The 18805-nt window shown below is 67.4% G+C and carries 15 protein-coding genes; 7 read left to right on the top strand and 8 right to left on the bottom strand.

What is annotated here, in order from left to right:
• Both WCJ52_RS05525 and WCJ52_RS05520 read right to left on the bottom strand, forming a co-directional pair.
• Positions 1–500, bottom strand: a 500-nt coding sequence (locus WCJ52_RS05525; RefSeq protein ID WP_336902308.1) for a hypothetical protein, incomplete at its 3' end; no start/stop codon positions are given.
• A gap of 37 nt (positions 501–537) precedes the next feature.
• A complete protein-coding gene (locus WCJ52_RS05520; protein WP_336902307.1) occupies positions 538–1944 on the bottom strand; it encodes an aldehyde dehydrogenase family protein in 1407 nt (468 codons plus the stop codon).
• Between the two features lie 122 nt (positions 1945–2066).
• Between WCJ52_RS05520 and WCJ52_RS05515 the strand changes: the two genes are divergently transcribed.
• Positions 2067–3374, top strand: a complete 1308-nt coding sequence (locus tag WCJ52_RS05515; protein WP_336902306.1) for a M20/M25/M40 family metallo-hydrolase — start codon at positions 2067–2069, stop codon at positions 3372–3374.
• On the opposite strand, the gene metC is transcribed toward WCJ52_RS05515, so the two are convergent.
• From metC to WCJ52_RS05495, 4 genes are read right to left on the bottom strand one after another with little or no spacing between them, the layout of a single operon-like run.
• On the bottom strand, positions 3371–4534 hold the full coding sequence (gene metC / locus WCJ52_RS05510) for a cystathionine beta-lyase (protein WP_336902305.1): 1164 nt from the start codon (positions 4532–4534) through the stop codon (positions 3371–3373). The genes WCJ52_RS05515 and metC overlap by 4 nt on opposite strands.
• Positions 4531–5379, bottom strand: coding sequence for a 3-mercaptopyruvate sulfurtransferase (gene sseA, locus WCJ52_RS05505; protein WP_336902304.1), 849 nt, complete (start codon positions 5377–5379; stop codon positions 4531–4533). The genes metC and sseA overlap by 4 nt, the downstream gene beginning before the upstream one ends.
• Positions 5376–6377 carry a cysteine synthase A gene (locus WCJ52_RS05500; RefSeq protein WP_336902303.1) on the bottom strand — a complete coding sequence of 334 codons (1002 nt, stop codon included), beginning with the start codon at positions 6375–6377 and terminating at the stop codon, positions 5376–5378. Before WCJ52_RS05500 ends, sseA begins: the two co-directional genes overlap by 4 nt.
• A gap of 49 nt (positions 6378–6426) precedes the next feature.
• Positions 6427–7659, bottom strand: coding sequence for a cyclopropane-fatty-acyl-phospholipid synthase family protein (locus tag WCJ52_RS05495; RefSeq protein WP_336902302.1), 1233 nt, complete (start codon positions 7657–7659; stop codon positions 6427–6429).
• Positions 7660–7807: 148 nt separating this feature from the next.
• Between WCJ52_RS05495 and kdsA the strand changes: the two genes are divergently transcribed.
• From kdsA to WCJ52_RS05475, 4 genes are read left to right on the top strand one after another with little or no spacing between them, the layout of a single operon-like run.
• Positions 7808–8662 (top strand): 3-deoxy-8-phosphooctulonate synthase, encoded by an 855-nt coding sequence (gene kdsA, locus WCJ52_RS05490; RefSeq protein ID WP_336902301.1) that lies wholly within the window; start codon positions 7808–7810, stop codon positions 8660–8662.
• A 5-nt stretch (positions 8663–8667) separates the two neighbouring features.
• Entirely contained in the window at positions 8668–10128 is a 1461-nt protein-coding gene (gene rfaE2 / locus WCJ52_RS05485) for a D-glycero-beta-D-manno-heptose 1-phosphate adenylyltransferase (protein ID WP_336902300.1), read from the top strand.
• Complete coding sequence (rfaD, locus tag WCJ52_RS05480; protein WP_336902299.1) at positions 10125–11126, top strand: ADP-glyceromanno-heptose 6-epimerase; 1002 nt, start codon at positions 10125–10127, stop codon at positions 11124–11126. Before rfaE2 ends, rfaD begins: the two co-directional genes overlap by 4 nt.
• A 10-nt stretch (positions 11127–11136) precedes the next feature.
• Positions 11137–12285, top strand: a complete 1149-nt coding sequence (locus WCJ52_RS05475; protein ID WP_336902298.1) for a DUF3089 domain-containing protein — start codon at positions 11137–11139, stop codon at positions 12283–12285.
• Here the strand turns inward: WCJ52_RS05475 and recG are convergent.
• On the bottom strand, positions 12227–14299 hold the full coding sequence (recG, locus tag WCJ52_RS05470; protein WP_336902297.1) for an ATP-dependent DNA helicase RecG: 2073 nt from the start codon (positions 14297–14299) through the stop codon (positions 12227–12229). The two genes, WCJ52_RS05475 and recG, sit on opposite strands and share 59 nt — an antisense overlap.
• 61 nt (positions 14300–14360) lie before the next feature.
• On the opposite strand from recG, the gene WCJ52_RS05465 reads away from it, so the two are divergent.
• Positions 14361–14654, top strand: a complete 294-nt coding sequence (locus tag WCJ52_RS05465) for a succinate dehydrogenase assembly factor 2 (RefSeq protein WP_336902296.1) — start codon at positions 14361–14363, stop codon at positions 14652–14654.
• Positions 14644–18132, top strand: a complete 3489-nt coding sequence (gene mfd / locus WCJ52_RS05460; protein WP_336902295.1) for a transcription-repair coupling factor — start codon at positions 14644–14646, stop codon at positions 18130–18132. Before WCJ52_RS05465 ends, mfd begins: the two co-directional genes overlap by 11 nt.
• Before the next feature lie 10 nt (positions 18133–18142).
• Here mfd and WCJ52_RS05455 read toward each other — a convergent pair.
• A partial coding sequence (locus WCJ52_RS05455) for a diguanylate cyclase (protein ID WP_336902294.1) occupies positions 18143–18805 on the bottom strand: 663 nt, incomplete at its 5' end.

Here is an 18805-nt window from a genome sequence, read left to right as displayed (position 1 = left end):
GCTTCCGGCACCTCAGGCAGGGGTTTTGAGGTCATGGGTGGCCCGATCACGTATTTGGCGTGGCAGGCAACACAGGTCTCATAGAGCCGCCCGCCGGTGTCGAAGACGGCCTGCTTGTCATGGGCATCGGCTGCCTTCCGGGCATCCAGGGCCTTGGCGGTCATGTCCTGGGCCATCCGGTTCCAGTCCGCCTCGGGCACGCGGGCGCGGCCGGGAAGCTGCAGGGCGTTGCCCGCCTCTGCCACGGTGGAGGCCGCCGTGACCAAAGCCTCCCATCCCGCCTCATCCTTCGGGGACAGATCTCTTTCGCCTGCCTTGGTGAGCTCGATCCCGGAGCCCCGCCAGTAGGCCTGGGAAGCAGGATCAACCACATGCAGCATGAGCTCGTTCATGGGCAGGGAGGTGTCGAACTTCGCTACGGCGGCGGAGTTCTTAGCGCCCTGGGGGCCGGAGCAGGCCGCCAGGGCCAAAAGACCGGCGACGGCTGAAATGCGCTTCATGATGGTCACTCCCTAACTGTCCGTCCGTGGCGACGGATCAGGCCTTAGCCATGTTGATGACGTGCTGCTGGGTGAACTCGGCGAGGCCTTCCTCGCCCAGTTCATTGCCGACGCCTGAGAACTTGGCACCGCCGAACGGAATGTTTGGTGCCAGCTCGGCGTGCTTGTTGATCCAAACAGTGCCCGTGTCCATGCGCCCAGCCAAATCGAGGGCCCTGTCCAGGTCCTTGGCCCAGATGGAACCGCCCAGACCGTAGTCGGAGGCATTGGCCCGGCGCACGGCGTCCTCACCGTCCTTGAACTTGATGACTGGCAGGACGGGACCGAACTGCTCCTCGTCCACCAGACGGGTGCCGTCCTCTATGTCCCGGACGATGGTCGGGCGAATGAAATAGCCCTTGCCCTCGGCACGGCCGCCGCCGGCGATGACCTTGCCCTGGGTCCTGGCGTCCTCGATCAGGCCCAGGACCTTCTCAAACTGGCTCTTGTTCTGGAGCGGGCCGATTGTGACGCCCTGCTGCAGGCCATCGCCCATGACGGCGGCGTCCGCCAGCTTGGCCAGTTCGTCGCACATGGCGTCGTAGATGCTCTCGTGGACATAGGCCCGCTTCACGGCGATGCAGACCTGACCGGAGTTCTGGAAGGCGGCCGCGAAAATCTTGGGCGCAGCTTCCGTGGGGTCCACGTCGTCGAGGACGATGGCCGCATCATTGCCGCCGAGTTCGAGGGTAACCCGCTTCAGGGCCTCAGCGGCGCCCGCCATGACCTTTTTGCCGGTCTCAGTGGAACCCGTGAAGGAGACCTTGCGGATGTCCGGATGCGCCGTGATGGCGCCGCCAAGATCATTGGCGTCGGAAATCACGTTCAGGACGCCAGGGGGCAGGAGGTCCTTCACCAGCTCGCCGATCCGAAGGGTGGTGAGCGGTGTGGTGGCCGCCGGCTTCAGGATGACGGTATTGCCGGCCAGCAGGGCCGCAGGAACCTTGAAGGCCATCAGGATGATCGGGAAGTTCCAGGGCACGATGGCACCCACCACCCCCAGGGGGCGGCGGCGGGAGATCACCTTTCGTGTATCGGAGTCCTCGATCACTTTCTCGGGCAGGTCGAGGCTGGCAAAATAGCGGAAGAAGGCGGCCGCGCCGAAGATCTCGCCCATGGCGTCCTGAAGGGGCTTTCCCTGTTCCTGAACAAGGGTGCGGGACAGGGTCTCCAGATCGCCCTGGATGGCGTCGGCCATGGCCAGGAGGGCCTTTCGACGCTCGCTCATGGGGGTGGCAGCCCAGGCGGGAAATGCCCGTTTGGCAGCGGCCACAGCCTGGTCAAGCTGGGCCTTAGAAGCCCGGGGACACTCCACCAGCACCTCTTCGGTGGCTGGATTGATCACCGGCATGACGGCGTCTCCATCCACGAGCTGGCCGTCGATCAGAAGCTTGTAGGGACCCATGTCGCTCTCCGGGAATTCACCGGGACACAATGCGCGGATGACGCAGCGCCAATCAAGCCCGGGGTTGCGCAGGACCGGGACGCTGGGCCAAGCTGACGATCATCTTCCGACCGGAGCCCGTCATGCTCAAACGCGCCGCCTGCCTTGCCGCCTGCGCCCTCGCTTTCACCGGGACCGCATACGCCGCAGGGCTGTCCGGGGCCGAGAGGCGGATGGTCGCCGCCGTCGACGCCTCCCAGGATGCCCAGCTGGGTCTGCTGGAGCAGCTGGTGGGGATCAACTCGGGTACGATGAACCTCGCAGGGGTGCAGGCTGTCAGCCGGCGGCTGGAGCCCGAGTTCCGGGCCCTTGGCTTCGAGGTGCGCTGGAGCTCCATGGCGGAAGCGGGCCGGGCCGGACACCTCATCGCGACCCACACCGGATCGGGCAAGGGCCGGCGGATGCTGCTGATCGGACACCTCGACACGGTGTTTGAGCCTGACAGCCCCTTCAAGGGCTATGTCCGCTCCGGGAACACCGTGACCGGGCCCGGGGTCAACGACATGAAGGGCGGGATCGTGATCATGCTCGGCGCCCTCCAGGCTATGAAGGCCGCCGGGACCCTAAAGGACGCTGACATCACGGTCGTTCTGACCGGTGACGAGGAGCGGATGGGAAAGCCGACGGAGATCGCGCGCCGGGACCTGGTCGAAGCCGCCCGGCGGTCTGATCTCGCCCTGGATTTCGAGGGCCTCGCCACCGAGAACGGGGCGGACATGGGATCCATCGCCCGAAGGTCATCAAGCACCTGGACACTGAAGGTCAAGGCCAAGCCGGGTCACTCCTCGGGGATCTTCTCAGGCGCCGCTGGATATGGTGCGATCTTCGAACTCTCAAGGATCCTGGACGCCTTCCGCAAGGACCTGCGGGAACCGAACGCCACCTACAACGTCGGTCTTGTGCTCGGGGGCGCCAACGCCGACCTCAACACCACCGCGACAGGGGGCAAGGCCTCTGGCAAGTCCAACATCATCGCCGCCGAGGCCCTGGCCATCGGTGACCTTCGGACCCTCTCGAATGCACAGACCGAAAGCCTGAAGGCGAAGATGGCGAGTATCGTCCAGACCAGCCTGCCAGGCACCCGGGCCAGTCTGGAGTTTACCGAAGGCTATCCCGCCATGCCCCCGACGGAGGGATCAAGGCGGATACTCGCACAGCTCAACGGCGTGAACCGGGATCTCGGTTATCCGGAAATGGTAGAGCTCGATCCGCTCAAGCGGGGCGCCGGGGACATCGCCTTCGTCTCGGGCATTGTCGATGGGCTTGTCGGTCTTGGTGCGGGAGGGGAGGGCGCACACGCCCCCGGGGAGACCCTGGACATCCCGGCCATGCGCCGCCAGACGCGCCGCGCGGCCCTGCTCATGAGCCGGTTAGCCCGACCGGGGAATTAGACCGCCAGGGGCCGCCAGGCCTCGAGGCCCGCCTCCAGGTCGGCGATGAGGTCCTCGGCGTCCTCAAGCCCGGCATGAAGCCGGACAAGGGCACCCCCATAGTCGCGCCGGAACTGGCGGACCTCGAGCTGGGGGTCACAGTCAATGGCGAGGCTTTCGAAGCCCCCCCAGGAAAAGCCCAGCCCAAATACCCTCAGGGCGTCGAGGAAAGCGGCGGTCGCGCCGGCCTGCGCCGGCTTCAGGATCAGGGCAAAGAGACCGCAGGCGCCAGAATAGTCCCGCTTCCAGAGGTCGTGCCCCGGTGCGCCGGACAGGGCAGGATGCAGGACCTGGAGCACTTCAGGCCGGGCCTCAAGCCAGCTTGCAAGCGCCAGCCCTGTGGCTTCATGCCGGCGGAGGCGCACGTCGAGGGTGCGCATGCCCCTGAGCATGGCATAGGCGTCCTCGGCCGCCACCGACCAGCCCAGGTCTGTCACGCCGGCCTTCAGCCGGGCGGCAATATCCGGATCCCGTGTGGCCGCCGAGCCCATGAAACTGTCGGAATGCCCGCCGACATACTTGGTGAGGGCCTGGATCGAAATGTCGACGCCAAGGTCCAGTGGCTTCAGGACGTGGCCTGCACCCCAGGTGTTGTCGATCAGGCTCAGGATCCTGCGACGGCGCGCAATGGTGGCCAGGGCCGGCACGTCCTGCATTTCGAAGCTGAGCGAGCCGGGGCTTTCCAGGAAGATCAGTCGGGTCCTCGGCCCCATCAGCGCCTCGACCTCATCGGGCGGAAGGGTGGGGTCATAATACCGGGTCGAGACCCCGAACCGGGCGAGGGTGCGGTCGCAAAACCGGCGGGTCGGCTTGTAGGCCGTGTCGGTCATCAGGAGTTCGTCGCCAGCCTCAAGCACGGCGAGCAGGGCACCGGCGACAGCGGCGACACCGCTGGGATAGAGCTCGACGGCCTCGGCGCGTTCAAGGTCGCAGAGGGCGCTCTTCAGGGCCTCGTGCGAGGCCAGGCCACTGCGCCCATAGGTGACAAAGGCATCATCATCATAGAGGGCCCTGGCGTCGGGAAGCAGGACGGTCGAGCCCTTCTGGATCAGCGGGTTCACCGTCGCGGTAGGTTGGGCCGCCGGCCTGGGCGGATGAACGAGGCGACTCGCCGGCTTCATGCATCCCCCGTGACGACGTCGCCGCCCGAGGCACCGCCCCATTCCGCCCAGGAACCGTCGTAGACAGCCGCCTGTGCGCCCAGGATCTCGAGGGCGAGGGCCAGGACCGATGCCGTTACGCCTGAGCCGCAGGTGGCAATGACCGGTCGGGCAGGGTCGATACCCGCCGCCTCGAAGGCCGCCGCGATCTCCTCCAGGGACTTCATCCGCCCCTCGGCCGTAAGAAGGCGATCAAAAGGCAGGTTGAGGGCCCCAGGCATATGCCCGGATCTCAGGCCCAGCCGGGGCTCCGGGGCCTCACCGCGAAACCGGGGTGCGCTGCGCGCATCGACGACCTGGGCCGAACCGGTCTCGAGGGCACAGGCGACCTCGGACTGGCTCCGAACCCTATCCGGCTGCGTCTCCGGACTGACCCCCACGGCGGAGGGGCGGCGGCACGATCCCGTCTCCAGGGGCAGGCCAGCGGCCCGCCAGGCCCTCAGGCCGCCGTCGAGCACCCGGACCTGCAGATAGCCCATGGCCCGGAGCGTCCACCAGGCGCGAGCTGCGGACCGGACGCCGAAGCTGTCATAGACGACGATCTCGGCCTCACGGGACAGGCCCAGGGCTCCGGCTGCCGACGCAAACGCCTCTGGCGTTGGGAGCATGTGGGGAAGGTCTGTCGCCGGGTCGGAGATTGCGTCGATATCGAAGAAGACCGCGCCGGGGAGCCTTTCGGCCTCAAACTCCGTCCGACCCGACCGTCCCTCGGCGGGAAGGAACCAGCTGGCGTCCACCACCCTGAGGTCTGGCGCGCCGAGCCGGGCCTGGAGAGCCTCGGCAGTCATGAGGGGAGAGCCGTTCACGTCAGCCACTCCGGGACCGGCAGCCCGCGTTCGCGCAGGAAGGTCGGGTTGTAGATCTTGCTCTGGTAGCGCGAGCCCTGGTCGCAGAGGATGGTAACGATGGTGTGCCCAGGCCCAAGGGCGCGGGCCATCTGGATCGCCCCGGCTACGTTGACGCCCGTGGACCCGCCCATGATCAGGCCCTCATGAGTGGCCAGGTCAAAGATCACGTCCAGCATCTCTTCGTCGGGGATCTGGAAGGGCATGTCGACGGCCAGGCCCTCGAGGTTGGCGGTGATGCGGCCCTGTCCGATCCCTTCTGAGATCGAACCCCCTTCGGCCCGAAGCTCGCCGTGGGCGTACCAATTGTAGAGGGATGCGCCCATGGGGTCGGCGAGGCCGATGCGGATGTCCGGACGACGGGACCTGAGGGCCTCGGCGACGCCGGCCAGGGTTCCGCCCGAACCCACGGCGCAGATGAAGCCGTCGACCTTGCCGGCTGTCTGCTCCCAGATTTCCGGGCCCGTCGTCTCGGCATGGGCCTGCCGGTTGGCGACATTATCAAACTGGTTGGCCCAGACCGCGCCATTGGGCTCGCTTCTATTGAGCTCTTCGGCCAGGCGACCAGAATAGCGGACGTAGTTGTCCGGGTTGGAGTAGGGAACCGCGTCCACCTCCACGAGCTCTGCGCCCAGCAAGCGGATGGCGTCCTTCTTCTCCTGGCTCTGGGTGCGGGGAATGACGATGGTGGTCCGGTAGCCCAGGGCCTGGCCGACCATGGCGAGGCCGATGCCGGTGTTTCCCGCCGTACCCTCGACGATACGGCCACCGGGGCGCAGGAGACCCCGCCGCTCAGCGTCCCGGATGATGTAGAGGGCGGCCCTGTCCTTCACCGACTGGCCGGGATTCATGAACTCGGCCTTGCCGACGATCTCGCACCCCGTCGCCTCGCTGGCGCGGTTGAGCCGGATCAGGGGGGTCCGGCCGATGGCCTCAAGGACGTTAAGCGCGATGGTCATGGGGACAACCTAGGAGGTTCCGTAGCTCGGCGCCACGGCGACAGGCCCGTCAGGCGCGGGCAAGGCCCACCTGGATCACCTGGGTCCGGTGGGTCCGGAATCCGGCTTCGCAATAGCTGAGGTAGAAGTCCCAGATCCTGCGGAACCGCTCGTCGAAGCCCAACCTGCGGATATCCTCCCATGTAGCCCCAAAGCGCTGCTTCCAGGCGGCAAGGGTCTCGGCATAGTCCGGGCCGAAGCGGTCAGGCTCGGACCAGGACAGGCCCGCCCGGGCGGTCTCCTGCTGCAACCGCTTTTCTGAGATCAGCATGCCGCCGGGGAAGATGTAGCGCTGGATGAAGTCGGCGCGCTTGCGATAGCCCTCGAACAGCTCGTCCTGGATGGTGATGATCTGGAGGCCCGCCCGGCCATCAGGCTTCAGCCGGTCATGGACTGCCTGGAAATAGGTGGGCCAGTAACGCTCACCGACCGCCTCGAACATCTCGATAGAGGCGATCCGGTCGAAGGTCCCGGTCACGTCGCGATAGTCGACCAGTCGGATGTCCGCGCGCTCGGCAAGGCCAGCTTCGAAGATCCGGCGGCTGGCGAATTCATGCTGCTCCTTGGAAATGGTGATGCCGGTGACCCGGGCGCCGATCTCGCCCGCTGCGAATTCGGCAAAGCCACCCCATCCGCACCCGATCTCAAGGACATTTTGGCCCGCAGCGAGGGACATCCTGCGGGCAAGGGCCCCGTATTTTTCCTTCTGCGCAGCCTCCAGGCTGTCGGCTCCGTTCTGGAATCGGGCCGAGGAGTAGGTCATCGAGGGATCCAGCCACCGGGAGTAGAAGGCGTTTCCCAGGTCATAGTGGGCGTGGATATTGCGCCGGGACCCGTTCCGCGAGTTCCCGTTCAGAAAGTGCCCCAGGAAGTTGATCACGCCGACAAGGGGATTGCCCTCCGTCACCCGGGTCAGGTTCTGGAAGTTCAGGCTGAAGACGGAAAGGACGGCCGTCAGGTCCGGCGTCTCCCATTCCCCAGCGGCATAAGCCTCCGCGAAGCCGATATCGCCGGCCAGGAGTGCTCGGCGGACAAAGCGGAAATCGTGGATCCGAATGATGGCGGCGGGGCCGGCGGCCTCGGACCGGAGCCTCAGGACCCGGTTGTCGGGGGTCACGAAGGTGACGTCCCCGGCCATCCATCCCCGGGTGATGGAGTCCAGCGCCGAACGGAAAACCGCCGGCAGGCCCCTGAGGGCTGGGGCTCGCTTCACCGATCCATGATGGACAAAGAGGGTGTTCAAGCAGATTTCTTGCACAGCGGACACGGACTGCGGCTCCCGGGAGTCGCCGGCGGTCGCCGGCCATTACAGGTGCATTTCCGGCTTGTGCGGAGGTCCGCTGCAAGCCACTTAACGCCCTGAGGCGAAGTCGTCTCGCAGGAGAGACGAATTGTCCAGTCTGAACGCTGTCGTCGAACTCACTCCGCCGTCGGGACGGACAGTGCGGATCGGCAATCGCGAACGCCTGACAGTGATCGCCGGCCCCTGTCAGCTGGAAAGCCGGCAGCATGCCCTGGAGATGGCGACGGCCCTGCGCGAGATTGCCGAACGCCTGGATGTCGGCCTGATCTACAAGACCTCCTTCGACAAGGCCAACCGTACTTCAGCGCGGGCGGCGAGGGGCCTTGGCCTGAAGGCCTCCCTGCCGATCTTCGCCGAGATCCGGGAATCGATTGGCCTTCCGGTCCTGACCGACGTGCACGAGCGCGATCAGTGCGCGCGCGTGGCCGAGGCGGTTGACGTCCTCCAGATCCCCGCATTCCTGTGCCGCCAGACCGACCTCCTGGTTGCGGCGGCCGAAACCGGGCGGGCAATCAACGTCAAGAAGGGCCAGTTCCTGGCGCCCGGCGACATGAAGAACGTCATCGCTAAGATCAGCGGTGCGGGCAATCCCAACGCCCTGGCGACCGAACGCGGCGTGAGCTTCGGCTACAATGCCCTGGTCAGCGACATGCGGGCCCTGCCGATATTGTCAGAGATCGGCTGTCCAGTGGTGTTCGATGCCACCCATTCGGTGATGCAGCCCGGCGGGCAGGGCGACCGCTCCGGCGGGCAGCGGGAGTTCGTCCCGGTCCTCGCCCGGGCGGCGGTTGCAATTGGCGTCGCCACCGTCTTCCTGGAGACCCATCCCGATCCCGACAACGCTCCGTCCGATGGACCCAACATGGTGCCCCTGTCCGAGTTCGAGGGCCTGATCGCCGATCTGCTGTCCTTCGACGCCCTGGCCAAGCGGCCGCGGGCCTGAAGGCGATGGAGTTCACGTCGCTCCAGGACCTGATCCGCAGCATCCCGCAGGCGCGCGTCGTCTGCGTCGGCGATGTGATGGTTGACCGCTTCGTCTATGGCGAGGTGACGCGGATGTCTGCCGAGGCGCCGATACCGGTCCTCGCCTGGCGCCGCGAACTGGTCATGCTCGGAGCCGCCGGCAACGTGGCGCGCAATGTCTCGGCACTGGGTGGGCAGGTCGCCCTGGTGGGTGTGATCGGTTCCGACATCGAGGGTCGCGAGGCCCTGCGGCTGGTGGGTGGCGACGGACGGATCGAAGGCGCCCTGGTCACAGATACGGCCCGCCCGACGACACTGAAGACACGCTTCGTCTCCGGCGCGCACCAGCTTCTTCGTGTGGACATCGAGGATACGGATCCGGTCTCGGCGGAGACCTCTGCACGCCTGGCCCGCGCGGTTCGCGATGTCGCGCCGGGCGCGGGGGTGATCATCCTGTCTGACTACGGCAAGGGGGTCGTCACCGACGAGGTCATCGCCGCCTGCCGGAATTCTGGCCTACCGGTTCTCGTGGATTCCAAGGCCCGCTCCTTCCAGCGCTACGGCCCGGTGGACGTGATCAAGCCCAACGCCTCCGAGCTGGCCCGCGCCTCCGGCCTGCCCACCGGAACCGACGCCGAGGTCGAGGCCGCCCTGGCTCGGGCCCTTGAGCTCTGTGAGGCCCGCTCAATCCTGGTCACCCGGGCGGCCAAGGGCATGTCCCTGGCGGTCCGCGGCCAGGCTGTGCGCCATTTTCCGGGATCTCCCCGGGAAGTCTTCGACGTTTCCGGGGCCGGCGACACCGCCATAGCCGCCCTGGGGGCTGGCCTCGCCGCTGGGCGGCACCTCGATGAGGCCATCGCCTTGGCGCTGCTGGCCTCTGGCGTGGCCGTGGGCAAGGTCGGCACGGCGACGGTCTCGCCGGACGAGCTTGTCGAGGCCACCCTGGCGGCCCACATGGCCGTCGCCGAGGCCAAGGTCGCGACGGGCGCCCGGATGGTCGAAGAGATTGCCAGATGGCGGGCCCGGGGCCTGCGTATCGGCTTCACCAATGGCTGTTTCGACATCCTGCACCGCGGTCATGTGGCCTACCTGGCGCAGGCGCGGAGCTGGTGTGACCGGCTGATCGTTGGCGTGAACTCCGACCGTAGCGTCCGCGCCCTCAAGGGTGAGGGACGGCCCGTGAACGACCTGGAGAGCCGGGCCCTGGTCCTTGCCGGCCTGGCCAGCGTCGACCTCGTCGCGCCCTTCGACGAGGACACGCCCCTCGAGCTGATCCGGGCCGCCCAGCCCGACGTCCTGATCAAGGGCGCGGACTACGCCGAGTCCGAAGTGGTTGGCGGCGACCTGGTCCGGGGCTGGGGCGGCGAGATCCGGCTTGCCCCCCTGGTCGAGGGGTATTCAACAACGGCCGCTATCCGCCGGATGGCCGGGGAGGGGGAACAGTGACCCGCAGGATCGTCTTCGTCACCGGCGGTGCCGGCTTTATCGGCTCGAACATCGTCGCCCGCCTCGCCGAGGACCGAAGCCTGGACGTGGTGGTCTGCGATCGCCTGCGCGAGGCTGACCTGGGCAAGTGGCGCAACCTGTCCCGCCACCCAATTGGCGACTTCGTGGCCCCCGAGGAGATGTTTGACTGGCTTGAGAAACGCTGGCGCGACGTCGAGGCGGTGATCCACATGGGCGCCATTTCGTCCACCACTGAGCCCGATGCCGACCGCATCATCCAGACCAATTTCGGGCTCAGCCGGGACCTGTTCCGCTGGTGTACGGACCGGCAGAGGCGGCTCATCTACGCCTCTTCGGCGGCCACCTACGGCGATGGCGCGCAAGGGTTTGAAGACCCGGACGACTTCGAGAGCCTGGCCGCCCTGCGCCCTCTTAACGCCTACGGCTGGTCCAAGGCCCTGTTCGATGTCTTCACCGCCCGGCAGGCTGCAAGGGAATACGCCCCGCCCCAGTGCGCTGGCCTCAAATTCTTCAACGTCTATGGGCCCAACGAGGGTCACAAGGGGGCGATGAAGTCTGTCGCCGCCCAGATCTGGCCCTCTGTTCGCGACGGGCAGGGCGTGCAGCTCTTCCGCTCCTACCGTGAAGGTATCCCGGACGGTGGGCAGAAGCGGGACTTCGTCTATGTACGGGACGTGGCCGAGGTCGTGGCCTGGCTGCTCGCCTCTCCTCAGGTGAACGGGGTCTTCAACCTCGGTTCGGGACAGGCCCGAAGCTTCGAAGACCTGGCCCGTGCGGTGTTCGCCGCCGCCGGGCAGCCCGCACAGATCGGCTACATTCCCATGCCCACCGCGATCCGCGACCACTACCAGTACTTTACCGAGGCGCGGATGGAACGGCTGGCGAGCGCAGGGTATTCGGGGGCCTTCACCTCCCTCGAGGACGGCGTTGCGGACTATGTCAGAAGCTACCTCGCGACCGACGATCCCTACCGTTAGGCCACCCGGCATGACCGACACGCCGTCCCGGAAGCGTCCCCCCAGACTCGGCCTTTGGGTTGGCCTCGCCCTGGTGCTTCTGTTGGGTCTCTTCGCCTGGGTCCGCCGGGATGACATCCGGCTGACGGCCATGGATCCGGCCAGGCCCTTCCAGGTCTCCACGCCGCCGTCCGCGCCGGACTACGACCGTACTGGGGCGTGGGCGCTCCTGCCCGACAGGCCGGGGAAGGCCGGCGAGGCGGCGATCTTCTTCCTGGGGCCGACATCCTATTCGGGCTCCGAACACTGGAATGGCCCGATCGAAGATCCGGCGTCCGCCGATGTATTCCGAAGGGTCATGGCGCCCAACCACGCGGGTCCCTTCGCAGCTGCGGGACAGGTCTATGCGCCGAGGTATCGACAGGCAGGCCTCTACTCCTTCACGACCCTTCGCGAGGACGCCCGTGAGGCTCGCCGCTTCGCCTATGCGGACGCCGAGGCGGCATTCCTGAATTTCCTCGCCCGCACGGGCCCGGACCGTCCGATCCTCATTGTCGGCGTGGAGCAGGGAGGCGGGCTTGCCGCCCGGATCCTTGCGGAGGCAGGAGCGTCGCCTGTGGTGCATAAGCGGCTCGTCGGCGCCTGGCTTATTGACACTGTGGTTCCCTCCGATGCGCCGCCCCTGGCGCCCTGCAAGACCCCGGGCCAGTTCGCCTGCCTCGCTGCTTGGGCCCGGGCCTATGAGGGCGACAGCCGCACGGCGCGGGACCTTCAGGATCGCGCCCTGGTCTGGGAGGGAGACGACCTGGTGAACCTCGGTAAGCGCAGGCCGGTTTGCTACAACCCGATCCTCCAGGCGACCACGGACAGCGTGGCACCATCGCGCCTGGCGAAGGGGGCCACGAACGCGACCGGTCTTGAGTGGGGCGCCAGACCGCCCTTCGTCACCCGGCAGGTCAGCGCCCGGTGTATCAACGGCATTCTGCGGGTGTCCCGGCCAGAGGCGCGGATGCTCCGCCCCTTCGGATCCTGGGAAGATCGCCTGAGAACGCCGGGCTTCAATCTCTTCTACGCGGACATCGAAGCCGACGCCCAAGCCCGCCTTAGGGCCTTCCTTGAGTCTAGGCTCCCTTCATCCCCGTCTCCGGGCGCCAGTCGAACAGAGCCTGCAGCACCCTGAGCGCCTGTCCGCGGGGGGTTGAGAAGTCCGGGTCCCTCGCCAGGACAAGCCGGGCGTCATCCCCCGCCGCCAGGATCAGGTCCCTATGAACGAAAGGGTCCACAAACACATAGTCGGGGAAGCCGGACTGACGCAGGCCAAGGGCGTCGCCGCCGCCCCGAAGCTCGAGGTCGGTCTCGGCAATGGCGAAGCCGTCGTCTGAACGCCGCAGGATGTCCAGCCGCCTCTGGGCGGTGTCGGACAGGGGCGGATCGTAGAGCAGGACGCAGGCGCTCTCGGCCCGGCCCCGGCCCACCCGTCCTCGCAGCTGGTGCAGCTGGGCCAGGCCGAAGCGCTCGGCCTGCTCGATCACCATGATGGTGGCGTTGGGCACGTTCACACCCACCTCCACGACGGTCGTGGCGACCAGAACCCGCACCTTGCCGGAGGCGAAGTCCGCCATCACGGCGTCCTTCTCGGCGGGCGGGAGCTTGCCATGGACCAGGCCCACACGGCTTCCGAGACGCCCCTGCAGCTCCAGCGCCCTCTGTTCCGCGGCCTTGAGGTCAATAAGCTCGGACTCGGACACGAGGGGACAGATCCAGAAGGCTTGGGCACCGCCAAGGACGGCGGCGACGAGCCGGTCCTCGACCTCCGCCACCCGTGTCATGGGGGCAGCCCGGGTGGCGACGGGCGTGCGCCCCGGGGGCTTGCCGACGATCCGGCTGACATCGAGGTCCCCGTAGGCCGCGAGTTCCAGGGTCCTCGGGATGGGGGTCGCAGACATCGACAACAGATGGACACCCTCGCCCTTGTCCAGGAGGCGCTGGCGTTCCCCGACCCCGAAGCGGTGCTGCTCATCAATGACGGCCAGGGCCAGGCGAGCGAACTTCACCTCGTCCTGGAAGAGGGCATGGGTGCCCACGGCGACCCCGGCAGAGCCGTCGGCGAGCCTCTGAAGTTTCTCACGGCGCCCTGGCCCCCGATCCCGGCCGGTGAGCAATATGACGCGGATGCCCTGGGCCTCCATCGGGGCGGCCAGGGTCTCGAAATGCTGGCGAGCAAGGATCTCCGTCGGCGCCATCAGGACGCTCTGGGCGCCGGCCGCTGCAGCGTCCCCCAGGGCCAGCATGGCCACGACGGTCTTGCCCGAACCGACGTCGCCCTGGAGCAGGCGGCTCATCCGCACCCCGCCGCCCAGGTCCGAGCGGATGTCGCCCAGGGCTGAGGTCTGGTCGGGGGTCAGGCGAAAGGGCAGGGCGGCCTCGATGCGCCCGGCCAGGGCGGACCCAGGCAGCCTCGGCGCTGCGCCCGAGCGCCTGTGCGAGCGTCTCTGGGCCATGGCCAGCTGGTGGGCGAGAAGTTCGTCATAGGCCAGCCGGCTGCGGGCCGCCGACGCCGGGGACAGGTCGGCTTCCGATGACGGCGAATGAAGGACGCGCAGGGCGTCCAGCCAGGCGGGAAATCCCCGTCCGGCCTGCCAGGCTGGGTCCTGCCATTCGGGCAGGTCCGGAGCGCGCTCCAGGGCGGCCAGCGCGAACCTGCGGACCAGCCTCGGTGCCAGGCCCCCGCCTGCCGGGTAGACCGTTTCATGCTCGGGGATTTCGCCCGCCCGGGCCTCCTCGACCACATAGTCGGGGTGGACCATCTGGAGGTCGAGGCCGAAGCGTTCGACCCGACCTGAAATCAGGCGCCGGGCTCCGACTGGCAGGCGGCCCTCGATCCCGCGGGAGGCGTTGCCGAACCAGACCAGGTCAATCCGGCCGGTCTCGTCCTCGGCCCGGATCCGCAGGGGTTGCTGGGGGCTTCGGGGGCGCAGGTGTTCTGTGACGGTCACCCGAAGGGTCGCCACCTCCTCAGGGCCAACCTCCGCAACGGCCAGGCACGGGCGCTGGATCAGGCCATGCGGGGCCAGGAACAGAAGGTCCCGGACCAGTGGCCCCGCTATGCGCTCCAGCGCGGGCGCAATCCGGGGCCCTACGCCCTTCAGGCTGGTGATCGGCGCAAAGAGGGGGAACAGGATCTCAGGCCGCATGGGTCCTTTTCCGGGCGCCGCTGGCCAAGACGGCCATCGCGCACTATACCCGCGCCGTCAGATGTCTATCCATGATGAAAACCGCCTGAAGAGGCTGTCCTTCCGCGCCTGGAGGCGGGGCTTCCGCGAGGCTGACCTTATCCTCGGCCCGTTCGTGGACGCGCATGCCAGCGGTCTCAGCCCTGAGGGGCTCGACGCCCTGGAGTTCCTGTTGGCCTACCCTGACCAGGACCTCTACGGCTGGATCATCCAGCGCGAGCCTCCGCCGCCAGAGGTGGATCTGGAGATCCTTGGGCGGATCCAGGCTTTCAGGGAAACAGTCTACCAGCTCCCAGGGGACGTGCGTGGCAGCTGACGTCGGGGGCGGACCCGGCCCGGCGGACCTTCGGCGCCTTACAGAAGATCCCGGGCGTCTCGATGTTACCGGTGCGCCGGAGGGCTTCGACGCCCTCGTCATGGCCGACCTGATCCGGCGCCGGAAGGCCCCAGCCCTGTTCATCGCCAGGGACAGCGCGCGCATGTCGGCATTCATCGATGCGTTCCGGTTCTTTGGCAAGGGGATCGAAGTCCTCGAGATCCCTTCCTGGGACTGCCTGCCCTATGACCGTTCCGGACCGTCTGGGGGCGTGTCCGCACGACGGATGGCGGCACTGGCCCGGTTGGCTTCAGGCGGTGTCGAGGGGGCCGGCGTCCTCATCGCCACAACCATTGCCGCCGCCAGCCAAAGGCTGCCTCCGCGCGAGGCCGTCGCAGGTGCGGGCTATGCCGCCCGGGTCGGCAATACGGTCGATGTCGCAGACCTCGAGCGCTATTTCGCCGTCAACGGCTATCACCGGGCCTCGACGGTTTCCGAGAAGGGCGAATTCGCGATCCGGGGCGGCGTCATCGACGTCTTCCCGACCGCCTCAATCGAACCCGTGCGACTGGACCTGTTCGGCGACACCCTGGAGTCCATCCGGGCGTTTGATCCGGAGACCCAGAGGTCCACGCGGCAACTCTCAGAGGTCTCCCTCCTGCCGGTCAGCGAGATCCTCCTCGACGCTGGCGCAGTCTCAAGGTTCCGCCGCGGCTATGTGGAGGCCTTCGGAGCCCCGGGTGGAGATCCGCTCTACGACACCGTCAGCGGCGGTGGACGCCGCGCGGGTATGGAGCACTGGCTGCCTCTCTTCTACGGGGCCCTTGAAACCCTCTTCGATTACCTGCCGGAGGGAGTCCTGGTGGGCATGGACGCCCTGGTGGAATCTGCGCTTGCAGAGCGCTTCGCCCAGGTCGCAGACGCCTTCGAGGCGCGCGATCAGGCGGATCGGCGTAGCCAGTACCGCCCCCTGGCCCCCGACGCCCTCTACCTGTCGCCCGAGGTCTTCGCCGCCACGCTTGCGACCCGCAGCGTCAGGCGCTTCAGCGGACTGTCCGGGGAGCCCGGAAGCGTCGCCGTTGACATGGGCGCGCGGGGCGGAAGGTCCTTTGCCGCCGAGCGTCGACAGGACTCGGTCAACCTCTTCGAGGCGGCGGTGGCCCACGCCCGCGCTCTGACCGTCGCCGGCAAGCGGGTGCTCTTCGCCTCCTGGACCGAGGGCTCGTCTGAACGCCTGGGCCTGATGCTGACTGACCACGGACTGGGCCAGGCTGCCCTGGCACCCTACTGGGATGCCGCCCGGGCCAATGATCCCCGCCAGCCGCAGCGGATCGTTCTGCCCCTGGACGCCGGATTCGAGACGCCGGACCTAGCCGTCATCGCCGAGACTGACATCCTTGGCGACCGTCTGGCACGACCGGGGCGCCGCCGACGCGCCTCAAACTTCCTGGCTGAGGCCTCGGCCCTGACGCCTGGGGACCTGGTTGTCCACATCGACCATGGCATCGGGCGTTACGAAGGCCTTCGCACCCTGGAGGTTCAGGGCGCGCCACATGATTGCCTGGAGCTGCAATACGGCGGGGAGGCCAAACTCTACCTGCCGGTTGAAAACATCGACCTGCTGACCCGGTACGGCTCGGAAGGGGACGGGGTCCAGCTGGACCGCCTGGGCGGCGCGGCCTGGCAATCCCGAAAGGCCCGCGCCAAGGCGCGGCTACGCGACATGGCGGAGGGGCTTATCCGGATCGCCGCGGAACGGGCCATGCGTTCGACGGATGCCCTTCTGCCGCCCCATGGCGTCTTTGAGGAGTTCTGCGCGCGCTTCCCCTTCGAGGAGACCGAAGACCAGCTTACGGCGATCGAGGACGTCCTGGGGGACTTCGCCTCGGGCCATCCGATGGATCGGCTGATTTGTGGGGACGTGGGCTTCGGCAAGACCGAGGTCGCCCTCCGGGCCGCCTTCGTCGCGGCCATGAGCGGCCTGCAGGTGGCGGTGGTGGCTCCAACGACCCTATTGGCGCGCCAGCACTTCAAGACCTTCACGGAACGCTTCCAGGGCTGGCCCATCCGGTTGGCGCGGTTGTCCCGGCTGACCCCGGCCCGAGAGGCGGCCGAAGCGCGGGAGGGTCTCAAAAGGGGCGAAATCGAAGTGGTGATCGGTACCCATGCCGTGCTGTCAAAGCAGGTTGGGTTCTCGCATCTGGGCCTGGTGATCGTGGATGAGGAGCAGCACTTCGGCGTAAAGCATAAGGAAAAGCTCAAGGAGCTCCGGGCCGACGTCCACATGCTCACGCTCACGGCGACCCCCATTCCCCGGACCCTGCAAATGGCGCTGTCAGGGCTCCGCGAGATGTCCATCATCGCCACGCCGCCTGTGGACCGCCTCGCTGTCCGGACCTACGTGACCCCTTTCGATCCCGTGGCCCTGCGCGAGGCCCTGCTCCGGGAGAAGTTCCGGGGTGGCCAGGCCTATTATGTGGTCCCGCGCATCTCCGACCTGCCAGACATCGAGCGCTTCCTGCGAGAGCAGGTCCCGGAGGTCCGTTTCGCCGTCGGCCATGGGCAGATGGCGCCGACCCAGCTCGAAACCGTCATGAGCGCCTTTTACGACGGCGACTACGATGTGCTGCTGTCCACCACCATCGTTGAGAGCGGGCTTGATATCCCGACCGCCAACACCCTGATCATCCATCGTTCGGACATGTTCGGCCTGTCCCAGCTCTATCAGCTGAGGGGCCGTGTCGGACGGTCCAAGGCCCGTGCCTACGCCTACCTGACCACCCCATCCGAGCGTCCCATCACCCTGTCCGCTGAGCGCCGGCTTAAGGTCCTTCAGTCCCTCGACAGCCTTGGGGCTGGCTTCCAGCTGGCCAGTCATGACCTTGACCAAAGGGGTGGCGGCAACCTCCTGGGCGAGGAGCAGTCCGGCCATATCCGGGAGGTTGGCGTCGAGCTCTACCAGCAGATGCTCGAGGATGAGGTGTCGGAGCTCAAGGCGAGGGGCGGGGATGCGCCTGCGCCTGACCGCGGATGGAGCCCACAGATCAACACCGGCGTCGCCGTCCTGATCCCGGAGGCCTATGTCCCGGACCTGAACGTCCGGCTTGCTCTCTACCGCCGCCTCTCCGACGCTGAGCATGCCTCGGACCGGGAGGCCCTCGCTGCAGAGCTGATAGACCGCTTCGGACCGCTTCCGCCTGAGGCCGCCCAGCTGCTCAAGGTGGTCGGTATCAAGGGGATGTGCCGAGAGGCCAATGTCGCCAAGATCGACGTTGGCCCCAAGGGAGCGGTGATCAGCTTCCGAAATGAGGTCTTCGGCAACCCCGCCGGACTGGTCCAGCACATCCAGACGAATGCCGTGACCTGGCGCCTGCGCCCCGACAACAAGGTGGTGGTGAAGGGCGAGTGGGAGAGCCCCGGCCAGAGGCTGAACGCCGCTGACATGATCCTGAAGGCCCTGTCCGACCTCGCGGCCTGACCCCGGCGGATCAGCCGCCGGATCGGGCCATTTCGGCTGCAGCCTCCAGGGCCGCGTCGACATGGGCGGGATTTCCGACTTCGACAGCCCCGATGTCGAACTCGAGGATAAAGGGGCGGCGCCCGTCGCCCCCATCGAAAGCCGTCCGGCTGATCACGGCGGCGATCCGGTCCGCAGCGACACGGGCGGCCGCCTCGGGGGTCGCGGGCAGGGCGATGGCGAAGTGCTCGGGCCCCAACCGGGCGGCGGTGTCCTCAACCCGGATCAACCGGGACACCATCGAACCCAGCTGTGGGAAGGCCTTGTCGAGCCAGCCGGAGCGACGCGCTTCCGCAACCTCCTCGGTCTCGCGGACCCTGAGTACGCACAGAGAGAGAGGACGATTCCTGGCCGGCGCCGCGCTGGCGAGTCTGCCAAGGTGCTGGCTGAAAAGCTCGCGGGTGAAGAGTCCCGTTTCAGGGTCCATGAACCGGAGGGTCCGGGCGGTCTCCAGGGCCGAGCGGATCGCGGCCTGCCGGCGATAGCTCCGCGCCAACTCCAGGGCCCGCCAGGCCGTTTCAGGTTCTGGGGTCTCCGGCGAAGCGACGTCTGCAATGCCCCGCGCGTAAGCGTCTGCAGCCGTCATCCCCCCCAGGGTTTTCATGTAGAGCAGGGATGGGATGTGGTAGAGGCG

Origin of the sequence: Phenylobacterium sp., assembly GCF_037138395.1 — a bacterium.
GTDB lineage: Bacteria > Pseudomonadota > Alphaproteobacteria > Caulobacterales > Caulobacteraceae > Phenylobacterium.
The sequence above is the reverse complement of the archived record's forward strand: the minus strand, read 5'-3'. Positions and strand labels throughout refer to the sequence as shown.

Excerpts from the sequence above, each read along its gene's own strand:
- WCJ52_RS05520 (WP_336902307.1), bottom strand. The coding sequence starts at position 1,944 with ATGGGTCCCTACAAGCTTCTGATCGACGGCCAGCTCGTGGATGGAGAC.
- metC (WP_336902305.1), bottom strand. The coding sequence starts at position 4,534 with ATGAAGCCGGCGAGTCGCCTCGTTCATCCGCCCAGGCCGGCGGCCCAA.
- WCJ52_RS05515 (WP_336902306.1), top strand. The coding sequence starts at position 2,067 with ATGCTCAAACGCGCCGCCTGCCTTGCCGCCTGCGCCCTCGCTTTCACC.
- WCJ52_RS05475 (WP_336902298.1), top strand. The coding sequence starts at position 11,137 with ATGACCGACACGCCGTCCCGGAAGCGTCCCCCCAGACTCGGCCTTTGG.
- WCJ52_RS05500 (WP_336902303.1), bottom strand. The coding sequence starts at position 6,377 with ATGACCATCGCGCTTAACGTCCTTGAGGCCATCGGCCGGACCCCCCTG.
- rfaE2 (WP_336902300.1), top strand. The coding sequence starts at position 8,668 with ATGGAGTTCACGTCGCTCCAGGACCTGATCCGCAGCATCCCGCAGGCG.
- WCJ52_RS05465 (WP_336902296.1), top strand. The coding sequence starts at position 14,361 with ATGTCTATCCATGATGAAAACCGCCTGAAGAGGCTGTCCTTCCGCGCC.
- recG (WP_336902297.1), bottom strand. The coding sequence starts at position 14,299 with ATGCGGCCTGAGATCCTGTTCCCCCTCTTTGCGCCGATCACCAGCCTG.